This window comes from Sphingobacterium hungaricum (genome assembly GCF_015210005.1).
Taxonomy (GTDB): Bacteria; Bacteroidota; Bacteroidia; order Sphingobacteriales; family Sphingobacteriaceae; genus Sphingobacterium; species Sphingobacterium hungaricum.
This window is the reverse complement of the sequence record NZ_MU158698.1, coordinates 2,574,227-2,587,986: the sequence shown is the minus strand read 5'-3', so window position 1 is coordinate 2,587,986 and position 13,760 is coordinate 2,574,227. Positions and strand designations below refer to the sequence as shown.

The following is a 13,760-nucleotide window of genomic DNA, read 5'->3' as shown; positions in this document are numbered from 1 at the left end:
TACTGCCATTATTTAAAAAAAACATCCTACGTTATGTTTAGAAATTTTTTGCTCCTATTTTTGGTTTGGATAATACCTTTTTCTCTTTTTGCGCAAGATTATCCTATCAAAGGCAAGGTTGTTGACATTGATGGTAATCCAATCTCTGGAGTTAGCGTAACAGTGAAGGAGACCAACAAAATGACATCTACCGATAATCAAGGAAATTTTCAAATTGATGGAATTGCGAATTCGACTGTTGTTTTCACTTACTTGGGCTACAAAACTCAAGAAGTAATCGCTAATTCAGGGCAGGTCATGAACATCCTTATGGAAAACGACGCAAGTAATTTAGATGAGATCGTTGTTGTCGGATTTGGTACGCGAAAGAAAATAAATTTAACCGGTGCTGTCGATCAAATTTCTGGAAAACAACTTGAGTCTAGGCCGGTCACGAACATCATGCAAGGGTTGCAAGGAGCTAGCCCAGGTTTGAATATCACTTATGGAAATGGAAGCCCTGGCGGTATACCTAACATCAATATCCGAGGCACAACATCCATCAACGGAGGAAGTCCGCTAATTGTTATAGACGGTATCCCCGTGTCAGACACATATGATATGATTAGGCTAAGTCCTAACGATATCGCCACATACACAGTATTAAGAGATGCAGCCTCTGCGGCTATTTATGGTGCTCGAGCAACGTATGGCGTCATCTTAATTACTACAAAATCGGGTCAGCAAGGGAAACAAGTGATGAGTTACAATGTAACTACTGCATGGGGTAAACCGACAGAAATGCCTGATGCTATTACGGATCCTTATATCTTCTCAAGGTTACTGGAACTATCAACTGACAACACGCCATGGGATTACGTTAACTACAGCGAAGCTCATTATCAGTGGGCAAAGGAGCGCTCCGATGACCCTTCTCTGCCCGACGTGCGGATAAACCCAGATGACCCTACGCAATGGGCTTACATGGGTGGCAACAATTGGAACGATTATTTTCTTAACAACTCATCATTTTCTAACGTCCACTCTTTAACTTTTTCAGGTGGCGGTCAAATCAACAATAGGCCTCTTAGTTATTACTTATCTGCGGATTACACAAAGGAGAATGGATTGAACAAACTAGCTCCAGACTATTGGCAGCGTAAGGGTATTCGAGGAAGGTTTTCCTTCTCGCCTCTGTCATGGCTGAAAATTGACAACAACATGAACATTTACCAAACTAATCGTGAAAGACCAAACGCCAGTCTTACAGACATATATTACCTGCAACCTACCGACGTAGTAAAAAATCCAGATGGTAGTTGGGGCAATAATGCTGCTGGAAGATTAGCTGCAAGATTAGTAGATGGAGGAAAAATGAATGAAGATATGTTCGGATTCCAAAACATCTTTAACGCTGTGGGGACATTTCTAAATGGAGATTTGGTGGTAACGGCAGATGTAAGTTTTAAGCGCGAATATTGGCGATATCCCCAACATTCCAACAAATATAAGATCGGCTATGGTCCAGATGATATTCGAGAAGAAGGAGGAAATGGCTATGTTCAAGACCGCAGAGGTGAAATTTTTAATGATGTATTTAATTTATATGCAAACTACAATAAAAACATAGGCAAGCATTCCTTCGGTGCTACCTTAGGCGTAAATCAAGAAGAATATACATATTCAACAACTACGGCATATCGTGACAAACTCATTTCATCGACACTGCCCTATCTTGGATTAACCTATGGAGATCCTCGTATTGATGCAGGATATAGCTCCTATGCTACTCAAAGTGCCTTCGGTCGCATTAGTTATACGTTCGACGACAAGTACCTATTTGAAACTACCGGACGATATGACGGTTCGTCAAGATTTCCGGAAAATAACCGATGGGGATTCTTTCCATCCGTATCCGGAGCCTGGATCGCGAGCAATGAGAGTTTCTTCGAGGATATCAAGCCAACCTTCTCGAATCTAAAGTTTCGACTGTCCTACGGCAGCTTAGGGAATCAGAATGTAGGCGATTTTTCTTACATCCAAACTATGTCAACGGGTCTTTCACCTTATTTAATCAATGGCAGCCAGCCACAGGTCATTGGAGGCGCTCCCCCGTTAACAATCGATCCTAACACGTACACTTGGGAAAACGTATCGACCTTAAATTTCGGAACGGATCTAGGTTTTTTCAACGATAAGCTTTTCGCAAGTTTTGACTACTACATCCGTGCTACTCAAGGTATGCTAACGCGGGGACAAGAATTGCCTGGCGTTTTGGGCACAAATGTTCCCCGGCAGAACGCTGCAGATTTGCAAACCAAGGGCTGGGAATTGACATTGTCCTACAAAGATCAATTTAATATTTCAGACAAGCCTTTCCGTTTTGATGCGAAACTTGTTCTGTCAGATTCTAGAGCAAAAATAACTAAGTTTCAGAATGACCAAAGATTATTGTCTGACTATTTTGAAGGATATGAATTCGGTACTATTTACGGATTGGAAGGGGATGGTCTTTTCCAGAATCAGCAAGAGATAGATGCATTGGATCAGACTGCTATTATTCCATGGGGCGCATTGAGCATTGTGAACGGATGGCCAAAATTTAAGGATCTCGATGGAGATGGAAAAATAGAACGGGGCTTAACCGAGAACGCTATGAAAGACCTTAAGGTGATAGGCAATTCTGGTGATAGATTCAGGATCGGATTCAATTTGAACATGGACTGGAATGGATTTGATGCATCTGTTTTCCTGCAAGGAGTTTTAAAAAGAGATTTTTACCCGCAGCACTATCTTTTTTGGGGGCCTTACCAACAACCTTACGCAAATATCTATCCTTGGCATCTAGATTTTTACCGTGAAACTGCAGATTCGCCTGAACAAAGAGCAAAACACTCTCAGGCATATTTAGCTGCTGGTTTGGCAGACGCTAATGTCGATGCGGCCTATCCGGTTTTGCAATCATGGCTTGCCGACGCGAATGACGGAAAGGGATTAGCAATTCCAAATACACAATATCTGTTAAATGGTGCTTACGTAAGGATCAAAAATATTTCATTGGGTTATTCTTTACCGACAGACGTACTTGAAAACTGGAACTTGGGCAGGCTTAGATTCTTCATTACAGGCGAAAATATTTTTGAATTTTCTCAGGTGAAAAGATTCGTCGATCCTGAGGCTATCAATAATGGAACAGATGGTAGCGCATGGGCCTATCCATTTCAGCGGAAAATTGCTATAGGCTTAAATTTAGATTTTTAAAATCATAGAGTAAAAATTACACGATTATGAAACTATTAAATACACGATTATATATTCTTTTAATCTTATTGATCGGATTCACAACCGCATGCAATAAAGATTTTTTGGATCGTACACCGCAAACCGAAATCACGCCCGAAGTTTTTTTCAATACGGAAGAAGATCTCTCTTTGTATGTCAACGGATTGCTGAATTTGCCAAACCGGAGCAGTTACTTAAATGACCAGTCGACAGATAATGCAGCTACAACAGCGGCTGTAGAAATAAAAATCATGATGACAGGAAACCCCTCTTCTCAAACGATAACGACGGGATGGTCATGGGGAAGGTTAAGAGATATCAATTACTTCTTAGAAAATTATACTCGAGCAAATGTCAGTGAGGAAATAAAAAATCATTATGCTGGATTAGCCCGTTATTACAGAGCAATCTTCTACTACGGTATGGTAAAACGCTATTCTGATGTACCTTGGTATGATAAGACCTTGAACCCTAGTGACCCCGATTTATACAAGTCACAATCTCCCAGGTCAGAAATAATGACCAAGATAATGGAAGATTTGGATTTCGCAGTAAGCAATGTAAGAGAGAATGTTCCCACTGGAACGCCTGGCAAATGGGCTGTTTATTTAATGCAGGCAAAAATCGCACTTCATGAAGGAACTTATCAAAAATACCATCAAGAGCTAAATCTGCAAACGTCTGATCAATTCTTGAAAACCGCTGAAAGCGCTGCGCAAGAAATAATAAATTCTGCAAAGTTTTCTATCCATAACACTGGAAATCCTGAAAATGATTATGCCGCTCTTTTTGAATCCCAAGATCTGACATCAAATACTGAAGTTATTTTAGTAAATGCATTTGATCAAGGAAAAAATGTAACCCAAAATGTAAACAGCGTGGTGTTTGGAGATTATGAACAATCACCATCTAGAGATTTGGTGCAAACCTATTTGATGAAAGACGGAACGCGATTTATGGAAAACGCGAATTATGCTACCTACGGATTTGTTCGAGAATTTGAAAACAGAGATCCCCGATTATCGCAGACCTTGATCTTTCCTGAATGGGAAAGACAACCTGGGCCAACTATTTATGTTCAGAGACTAAATAAAAATTTCACAGGTTATCACCAAAGAAAGGGCTATGTCAATAGTACAGATCAAAATGTATTAAACAGCGTAGATTTTCCAGTTCACCGATACGCAGAAGTGTTGTTAATTCTTGCTGAGGCAAAGGCAGAATTGGGCACATTGAATCAAGAAGATCTAAACGCAACAGTTAATTTATTGCGAAGAAGAGTGGGCATGCCTGACTTGATTTTAACGGCTGCGAATTCAAACCCCGACTCTAAACTGAAATCCGATTTCCCAAATGTTACTGGCGCAAATACGGGCGTCATATTAGAAATAAGACGTGAGCGAAGAGTAGAATTAGCATTCGAGAATAGCAGATTTGATGATCTTATGCGCTGGTATGCAGGAAAATTATTAGAAAAAATTCCTACGGGAATGTATTTTCCATCTATTGGAAATTATGACCTGACAGGAGATGGTATTTCTGATATTAAATTGATTCCTGAAGGACAAACAATTCCATCTGACCGAGAAAAAAATTCTTTAGGAGTAGCCTTAGTTTATTATACAATTGGAGCATTTAATAGTACGGCAGGTGTGTATCTTAGCAATGGATCAAATGGAGGAAGCATGGTCACTGACACACGTACGCGAACATTTATTGAACCAATGTATTACTATCGTCCTATACCAGAAACCCAAATGCTTTTAAACCCTAACTTAAAACAACCATTTGGTTGGAAATAAAAATAACACTGATGAAAAAGATATTAATTACACTTCTGCTATTAGGCAGTGCAGCTTTTGGAATTGCACAGGAGCAATTTTCATTCGCCTATTTTACAGATTTACATTTGAATACTAATGAAAAGGCTAATTCATTTAATGGATTAGAGCAGGCGATTAACCACGTTAAAGGTAAACAAGTAGATTTTGTACTAACTGGCGGCGATAATGTTGATGTTGACGGGCTCAAAGAACAGCAATTGGAAACAGCAAAGGAATTGTTTCAAAGATATAAAAGTATAGTTGATAGATCTGGTTTGAAGTGGTTTTATACCATTGGCAACCATGATCGGTATTGGCATTCAGAGGGTGAACATGGTGCTGGTCTTTTTAGCAATTATCTAAATCAGCCTTACTACAGTTTCGATCATAAAGGCTGGAAATTTATTGTATTGAATAGTGCTGAAATCTGCAATGGAAAATATTGCATTTCGGACAAACAAAAAAATTGGTTAATCTCCATTCTTAGTAACACTCCAGCTGACCAACCGATTGTTGTTTCTAGCCATGTGCCATTTCTTTCTCTTTATTATCCAGTGTTAGAGGGGTATTATACTGACGCTGATACATTCACTAATCAAATGGAAGTCAGAAGTTTATTTGACAAGTATAATCTTAAATTAGTTTTGCAAGGACATCAGCATCTTTATGAAGAAATTAAAGTCAAGGGCGTTCAATACATCACAGCTGGAGCTATTTCGGCTAATTGGTGGAGCGGTGCTTTTCATGGAACTGAAGAAGGTTATCTAAAAGTAAATATCCAAGGAAATGATTTCACTTGGGAGTATGTAGATTACGGATGGGAAGTAGTTAAAAAATAACTAACTTAAACAATGAAATTTCTTTTCCATTTCTTAATGATCTATTGTTCTTTGCTATCGCATACTGTTGTCGCTCAGGAAAATCTCCTATTGGAGGAAAACTTTGAGACATTTACAGAAGATCGCCTATCAAAAGGCATTCTTAGAAAGGCATTGAATCTTAAGGCAGATGCATCCAAAAGAATAGCAGTAAGCTACGATATTGATCCAAAAAAATGGAAAGAATCATTTACATTAATGGCTTGGGTTTGGGCAGAGGAAGATTTTGAATCCTATAAAATTATTGATTTATCCATAAATTATCCTGATTCTGTCCAATTAAATTACCAATTGCAGAAACAAATGAATAATGCATGGGCTTCCGAAATCTATAGTAAACATGCTAAATATGAATACAAGCCTGGATTTAAAAGGCAATTGATCACTCAGGGATGGAATTTACTTTCTTTAAGTTTTAATGCTCAAAAACATGAAGTTGCCTTTTATTACAACGGCCAGCAAGTCGCTATTTATTCCTTAGAAAATTTTATTCCAAAAACAGTTCCGTTGTCGATTAGGATACAAATTGGTGGTGATCAAAAAGGCGATTTGGGAGAATGGGAAACGTTTAATGGAATGATTGATGATGTCAAACTGTTCAACTATGCTTGGAATCAAAAAAATGTAAGACAGTATTACAAGCAACTTGTTCCTTCTGAAATAATAAAACAAAATGCAAAGCCTGTCGATTCACTTCGTATCATGACGTACAACATTTGGCATGGCGGAAATGAAACAGGGAAAGGGATTGGATATAAGCGAATTGTTGATATAATCAAGCAATCTAAAGCAGATATTATCGCCATGCAAGAAACCTATGGATCGGGCGCAAAAATAGCGGACGAATTGGGATACTATTTCTATTTGAGAAGCGATAATATTTCAATTATGAGCCGATATCCCATAGAAGAAACATTGCCGGCGTATAAATCATTTCACAATGCAAATGTTAAAATTTTAATTGCCGATCGATCCATTGTATTCAGTTCCATATGGTTAAATTATCCAATAGACTATTGGGGTGAGATTGATAAAGGAATTAAATTAGATGTAGAAAAATGGGAGATTGCTCAAGACGGCAACAAGCAAACAATGGAAGGAATTATTCAGTCATTGAAACCCGCATTAGAAAACAGCAAACTTATACCTGTAATTATTGCTGGAGATTTCAATTCTGGATCTCATTTGGATTGGATTTCTTCTGTCAGACATCTGAATTCGGGATATGTAATGCCCTTCCCTACTTCAATCTATTTAGAGAGTATGGGATTTCGAGATAGTTTCAGAGAAATTTTTCCAGATCCTCTTAAAACAAGAGGGCTTACATGGACACCCATTAATCCGAATACTTTTCAAGATAGAATTGACTACATCTACATCAAAAGCAAAACAGTAAAAATTATAAATTCTAAAATAATCAACAGCCATCCTGTGAAATATCCTTCAGATCATGCAGCTTTATTAACCACTATTACACTAACTCACTGATGATTTTTATAAGAAACAGCTATTTAAATTTCAACATAATGGCGTAGATGCTTCAATTTGTATGCATGTTAAAGAACTATAGCGACGAATTATTTAAAAGGACTCAGCTTTCCGTTTAATATTTTATGCCTAAGCTTTATATTTCTAAAGCACACAATTTATTGTAGCAGAAAGAATTTCTAAAGTAAAAGTTTCTATTGTATGTCTCCAAAAGAAAATGACTTTCTCTTAGGAGTATTTGTTAGTTTTAAAATGTGGTCTAGGTCTTTTTATTTTCTATTAAACTCACTATTGTATAGGATGATCGTCTACTGCAGATTATCCGAATCCTTTAAAAACATCACATGATTAAACACAAATACGACCTTACAGAAATTCGAATGTAGCAATTTGTACGTCACAACCGTTTAATGGAAAACAACTAAATTATAATGAAAAAAGCTTTCAGATTCTTATTTTCTTTGGTACTTATTTGCGGTGTGATTTCATGCAAAAAAGACGAAACCATTTCTATTGATAACCTGAGCGGTGAATGGAATGTAATCGCAGATGCAAATGTTGTTATGGATGGATCGATCACATATACGTTTGAGAAAGATGGAACCTGTGTAAAGAGAATTTACAATGCACTCTCTAACAAGGACTCCCTTGTCCGCGACATTAAGGTTGTACTTAGCTATGATAATACATTGATTACACTTTACAATGAAAACAATCAGTATACAGAGCAGTATAGAATTACGAAATTAACTGGTGCTGAAATGAACTGGGAAAATGCATCTCCCAGAGATGGAAATGATAATAAACGATTGCGAAAGTACTAAGTATAATTTACTCGTCAGTATTCCCACCGAACGATTTTATGCTCATCAAAAAAACGTTTGTAATAAATAGCGAGCAACATCAGTACGATCAATATTTGTGTTTCTGTGAGTTCCCGGTGACGGAAACAATCTGTTAATTTACCTTTTGCGGTGTCAACAAAATCGAGATGGCGCTAGGGGTGGCCATCAAACCTATCAGCTATAATATTAAGATTATACAGGTTTTTATAGAATGTGTCCACTGTTCTGCTTTGTCCGACATGGGCCGCGACACCGTCTGTTTTGGCTCTCCTGGATTCGAAAGAAGTTTTGTGATGAAACAAGAATTCAGGTCGAGGGATTATAACACTAAATTAAATCAAGTAATTACCGTATTTGCTAAGTAAAAAAAATCATTTTAAATTTGCCTCTAACAACGCTCGTTGCCATAACAATAACTTAGGAGTAAAATCCCCCGTTTACCTTTCCGGGGGATTTTCAATTTGTACAGGTTCAAAGACGTAATTTTTTATTAAAGAAAAGGGGTTGGATTATCAAACCCTACCCCGTCTCTAACGTTTCACTTTCAATTTAATTAACCGGTATTATAAATCGTTTAACCAGCTATTCACTTCATCCTTTGTTTTACCGGTTTTCTTTTGCAGCCTACCTACTAGCTCATCTTCTTTACCTTCAGCATATAGCAAGTCGTCATCCGTGAGGTCTGCATATTGTTGTTTAACTTTTCCTTTCAATTCGTTCCAACGACCTTTCCATGTTAATTCACTCATAATATCTCCTTTCGTTTATATAAATATAACAGTGCAAAGAAAAAAAGGTTTTATTTTTTTAAGTCTATAATTAATTCACCTTTATGTTCTGAAAGTATCACGAAACCCCACTGCCTCGAATTGGAGTAGTTTAATACCCCAGCAAGTTCTATTGGGGGTGAAACAATTTACTAAGTAATCATTACAATCGAAATGAGCATTTTTTTTAAACAATCGATTGCATTTGCTATGCAAGCATAAAAAATCAAGTCGCTAAAGTTTAATAATTTAAAATACGGTTAATTATTTTAACTTCGCAGCGGTTTGGGAGCAACTCCCCGTTGCTTTCTTTAAGTTCAGTAATCCCCGGCGATCATGCTGGGGATTTTTTTAATATCCATTCAATCTTATGGTTAAATAAACAACTATTATGCTTAGTACTAAAATAAATAAAAATGTTGAGTATTTTTATTGATTCGTTTTTAGTTTTCATAGTAGTTTTTTTATAAAAAATCTTCAGAAATTGTAAAGGCTGATTTATTAAAACGCATAATTATATGTCTTTGTCCTCAAGATAACTTATAAGATATTTATTTATTGCAATTATACATGACAGGTACTCCTCTTTGTAATCGTCTAAGATATTGCTATTAGGAGAACTCTCTAATGATTTTAGTTTATGAATTAACCTATCAAAGTAATAAATCCAACCACTTGCACCTACAAACCCGTGAGGGGCATTTGCTGTAACATAATACTCATAATCTTTAACGAAGTCTAATAAAGCATCTTTGCTTTCGCAGGAGCTGACTTTAATTTCAAAATCGTTCAATCTTTCTAAATCCATAACAGCAAAGCACTAAATATAGATAAGGTAAGACTAATGCTTATTGCCTTAATAATTTCCATAACCATATTTATTTATACAATATAGAATTTAATTATTGGTAAACAGCAACAACTGCTGACCCATTAAACCAGTGGCATTGTAACTACATGAAATTAGCCACAATCAAAGTACATAACGATTTTTGGTGCTCAATTTGACTTTTTTTAAGCGGAGGATATAATATCTTCTAATTTGACCATTTCACTTCATCCTTTTAATCCCAAAACACCAAAGTAGAGAAAATACCACTATAACGAGCCCCACCGCCCAAGCTAAGTTATTTATTAGTATCGCCGGCTAATTGCTTTATTGCGCCGAACAACTTTAAAATTATTGCAAGATTGTACTTTGGCAATGACAAAAGAATTGAGTTAGGTACCCATTGGTATGAATTTCATCAAATTATGAGAACTTCAGACTCCATTTTTGAATTCGCAGCGTCAATATTTCTTTTCGCGAAGTCTTATATTTCGTTTGAAACATCAGTTGCATTGAGTTTCAATCTACTAGTAGATCTTCCAAACTTTTGATACGGAAAGCTTTTTATGTACGTTCACTGACTGTTTGTTCCGCCTGTTTTGAAAGTACCGATCTTAAGTCGTCTGAGGCAGGTAGTTCGAAAACCTCCAAATCAAAATATTTAATAGCGGCAAATAGATGATCGAAAACATTTGACATGACATTCTCATAAAAACTCCATGTCGTTCCGTCTGTAAACATATATAGCTCCAACGGGAGACCATATTCTGTGGGAGCAAGTTGCCTAACCATTAATGTCATATTCTGATTTATTTCTGGATGACTCTTTGAATATCGCATGATATAAGCTCGGAATAACCCGACATTTGTCATGTGCCGTCCATTTACCAAAACAGAAGAATCCGCTTTTGTTTTCTCATTGTAGTCTTGGATTTCAGCCTGTCTTTCATCAATGTAATCTGACAGGATTTGAATCTTTCTTAACCCTTCAACTTCCTGTTCTTTGAGGTAACGAATAGAAGAAATTTTAATATTCATTGCCCGTTTGATTCTTCTTCCACCTGATTGTTGCATCCCACGATAATTTTTAAAAGAATCGCTCAACAGGTTGTGCGTCGGAATAGTCACAATTGTTTTATCAAAATTCTGAATTCGTACATTATTTAAATTTAGCTGTATTACGTCGCCATCAGCACCGTACTTTGCCATTTCGATCCAATCACCAACTCGGACGGAATCATTTGCTGAAACCTGAATACTCGCTACAAACCCCAAAATAGTATCTTTAAAAATCAACATAAGAATTGCCGAAGCCGCACCTAAGGATACCAAAAATGACCAAGGCGAATTTCCCGTAAGAATTGAAAAAACAATTGTTCCGCATACAAAAATCAAAAAAATCTGAATTACTTGCAGATAGCTATCTACAGGTTTATCACTAAATCCTTTGGAAGATCTTAGCACATCTCGAAGGGTCTTGAAAACACTGTTCAGCAAAAGATATATACCAATAGCAATAAAGATGCTTAAGGCTTTTGATAGGATAGATACAAGAGCAGGGAAACCAACAAAAATAATCGGCAACAGCATTTTTGAAAATGATAAAGGAATTAGGTGAGCCAAATACTTAAAAACCTTATTATCAAACAGGTAGTCATCTAATTTATTGTTGGTTTTCTTAATAAACTTTGTAAATACCCCTTTAAAGAAAACCCGAATCACAAAATCACAAAGTAAAAGCAGCAGTAAAAATCCGATCAGTAATGTTGTAGAGGTCAGGATGTGATCCATCTGATCTGAAAAACCAAAAGAATCAATTTTTGAAGATGTCCAGTCGTAAATTAAACTTGCTTGATGGGATGGTGCGTCAATATTAATTGTTTTTATCATATCAACAGACAAATATACAAAAACAAAAAGAACTGAATTTTCAGCAGTGGCACCAAACTACACCAATCACACTACGCTGGAACACGCACTATCCTAAAAAAAACTTCCTGATGCGGGATATTTACTTTAAATCACTTATTATTAATATACAAATAATTATCTACATGTTTAAAGATATCATATCTATAATTTTAGTTGCACTTATTCGCCTTAGAAAAAGACTAATCCTGTAAATGCCAGGCTGATTAATTTCTTCGATCCAAATGATTTCTTTCAAACCATTGATTTGCCTATGATTTGGAACTTTAGTTTATACGTCATATTCGCTGGCTTTTTAAGGCAATATATCTTCGCTCAGCCAGCTGTAAATCAACATTAAACTGCTACATTCCCAAAACTTAAATGGCTCTGCTGGTCTAAAGATTGAATTTAACAAACCATTGACACAAACATTCCGATCTAAAGACAGTTTTATAGATTTTGCCTCAGCAATCAGATCGAATTTAGCGAAGTCCAACCAGAATGTTCGTGGATTTAAAACATTCTCAAAATAATAATTCTTGTTTTTCTGATCAGCCACTGATCTCCAGCGAGTTGAAGAACTATTCGGTTCTGGTTCGGAACTGCCCCTAAAAGTTACGAAGCAATTTATAGTTCCACTGAACACGCTAGCCAATGCAATTCTTGTATCTTCAGTTGGAGAATTGCACTGATATATTAGTTGTATTCGAAATTCATTCACCTCAGGCATGTCGGCGTAATTGAACCGTTGCTAAAAGTTTCTGTTCTTATAATATTGGCAACGATAAGCCTGTGGCTTAAAAAAAATATTACAATTGAATTCAACAGAAAGATTCGATAGAATAGCTGTGGCCTCTGCAATAAATTATTAAGATTTTTCTGTACATTATTAACTTTTTACTTATTTCTCGGAGGTGGGCTCTGCAAGGAGCCTGTCATTGTCAGAAAAAGCTCTGATGAATAGAAAAAAATACTAGTTTTCGTGGATAGCTATACTATAAAGTTTGTATTAATTTCGAATTATCCTTTTTAATTTAAGAAATAAAACAATGAAGATTTTTGGATTTCTCGTTTCTGCCGCTTTGGTGTTCGCTTGCGGAAAACCTCAAGAAAAACTGCACTTAGAGCAGGCTGACATGAATAAAGCTAGACTTAAGCACATAACGACTAAAGCTCAGCTGGTTGAATCGCTTGGCAATTATGCAGCAGGCTGGTCAACAGAAGAATTACAACTCACTCAGATTGGCACCTACCCGTCTTCGGCGGGCATATATTACTATTCTCTTTCAATGAATAAAGAAGGAGTATCTGGACAAGGACAGAATAATCAAAGGATCTCTGCGGGAGTTGATGGAACAGGAGAAGAAACTTTGGAACTCATTTTAGATGAAAACGAAAATTTAGTCGCGGTCGAAGATAGTAGAACACAGAAATTCCCTAAACTTTTCATAGTTAAAAACAGCAATAATAAACCTGGAGATTGGATGTTTCAGCTTTATATACCGCAAGTTTACTCGAATGGAAAAACCGCCCATAAAGTGTCTTTTCAAGGATTTACCCAAACTCCCGTACCTTCAGATCAAGAAGTTGTGGCTGCTATGCTCAATCTAGTCGAAGTAGTTGATTAAATTGTGTCGTTTATATTCGAAGAGTAAAATCTTACAATATATCAGGTAGACATACGCTAGGCAAAGCATAATATATTAACAAATTCGTCTAAAGTTTATCTCTCGTAATTTACGAGCTTACCATTTGCTACACTATAGATCGATGAGGAATGTTCGTTTAAAAAATTGTTCATTAATCTTGAATACTTACTCCTAATTTAACATCTCGCACTTTTCGCCTTTTCGCACATTTATTTTCAAATTATATTGAAGAGAATAATCAGCTTTTGAAGGATAAATCAAGTTGTCATCTTGTTCGTTGGTCATATCGGTGACCCCGATGATGAAATA

At 36.5% G+C, this 13,760-nt stretch carries 11 protein-coding genes; 7 read left to right on the top strand and 4 right to left on the bottom strand.

The window, feature by feature from the left end:
• Window positions 1–33 precede the first annotated feature (33 nt).
• From C4F49_RS14435 to C4F49_RS18170, 6 genes are all read left to right on the top strand, one after another.
• A complete protein-coding gene (locus C4F49_RS14435; RefSeq protein WP_196936550.1) occupies window positions 34–3,240 on the top strand; it encodes a SusC/RagA family TonB-linked outer membrane protein in 3,207 nt (1,068 codons plus the stop codon).
• A 26-nt stretch (window positions 3,241–3,266) separates the two neighbouring features.
• Entirely contained in the window at window positions 3,267–5,063 is a 1,797-nt protein-coding gene (locus C4F49_RS14430) for a RagB/SusD family nutrient uptake outer membrane protein (protein ID WP_196936549.1), read from the top strand.
• Between the two features lie 11 nt (window positions 5,064–5,074).
• Entirely contained in the window at window positions 5,075–5,923 is an 849-nt protein-coding gene (locus tag C4F49_RS14425; protein ID WP_196936548.1) for a metallophosphoesterase family protein, read from the top strand.
• A gap of 12 nt (window positions 5,924–5,935) precedes the next feature.
• Window positions 5,936–7,450: an endonuclease/exonuclease/phosphatase family protein gene (locus C4F49_RS14420; RefSeq protein WP_196936547.1), complete on the top strand. Its 1,515-nt coding sequence runs from the start codon at window positions 5,936–5,938 to the stop codon at window positions 7,448–7,450.
• 431 nt (window positions 7,451–7,881) lie between these two features.
• The gene (locus C4F49_RS14415; protein WP_196936546.1) at window positions 7,882–8,274 is read left to right on the top strand and encodes a hypothetical protein; all 393 of its coding nucleotides are present in this window, start codon (window positions 7,882–7,884) and stop codon (window positions 8,272–8,274) included.
• A gap of 167 nt (window positions 8,275–8,441) precedes the next feature.
• Window positions 8,442–8,660, top strand: a complete 219-nt coding sequence (locus tag C4F49_RS18170) for a DUF4113 domain-containing protein (RefSeq protein WP_196936545.1) — start codon at window positions 8,442–8,444, stop codon at window positions 8,658–8,660.
• A 198-nt stretch (window positions 8,661–8,858) separates the two neighbouring features.
• Here C4F49_RS18170 and C4F49_RS14405 read toward each other — a convergent pair whose 3' ends face one another.
• The 4 genes from C4F49_RS14405 to C4F49_RS14390 form a co-directional block, all read right to left on the bottom strand.
• Window positions 8,859–9,044: a CsbD family protein gene (locus C4F49_RS14405; RefSeq protein WP_196935910.1), complete on the bottom strand. Its 186-nt coding sequence runs from the start codon at window positions 9,042–9,044 to the stop codon at window positions 8,859–8,861.
• A 532-nt stretch (window positions 9,045–9,576) separates the two neighbouring features.
• A complete protein-coding gene (locus C4F49_RS14400) occupies window positions 9,577–9,870 on the bottom strand; it encodes a hypothetical protein (protein WP_196936544.1) in 294 nt (97 codons plus the stop codon).
• A gap of 585 nt (window positions 9,871–10,455) precedes the next feature.
• Window positions 10,456–11,781 carry a mechanosensitive ion channel family protein gene (locus C4F49_RS14395; RefSeq protein WP_196936543.1) on the bottom strand — a complete coding sequence of 442 codons (1,326 nt, stop codon included), beginning with the start codon at window positions 11,779–11,781 and terminating at the stop codon, window positions 10,456–10,458.
• Window positions 11,782–12,115: 334 nt separating this feature from the next.
• Complete coding sequence (locus C4F49_RS14390; protein WP_196936542.1) at window positions 12,116–12,532, bottom strand: Ntn hydrolase family protein; 417 nt, start codon at window positions 12,530–12,532, stop codon at window positions 12,116–12,118.
• 319 nt (window positions 12,533–12,851) lie between these two features.
• Between C4F49_RS14390 and C4F49_RS14385 the strand changes: the two genes are divergently transcribed.
• The gene (locus C4F49_RS14385) at window positions 12,852–13,430 is read left to right on the top strand and encodes a hypothetical protein (protein ID WP_196936541.1); all 579 of its coding nucleotides are present in this window, start codon (window positions 12,852–12,854) and stop codon (window positions 13,428–13,430) included.
• Window positions 13,431–13,760 lie beyond the last annotated feature (330 nt).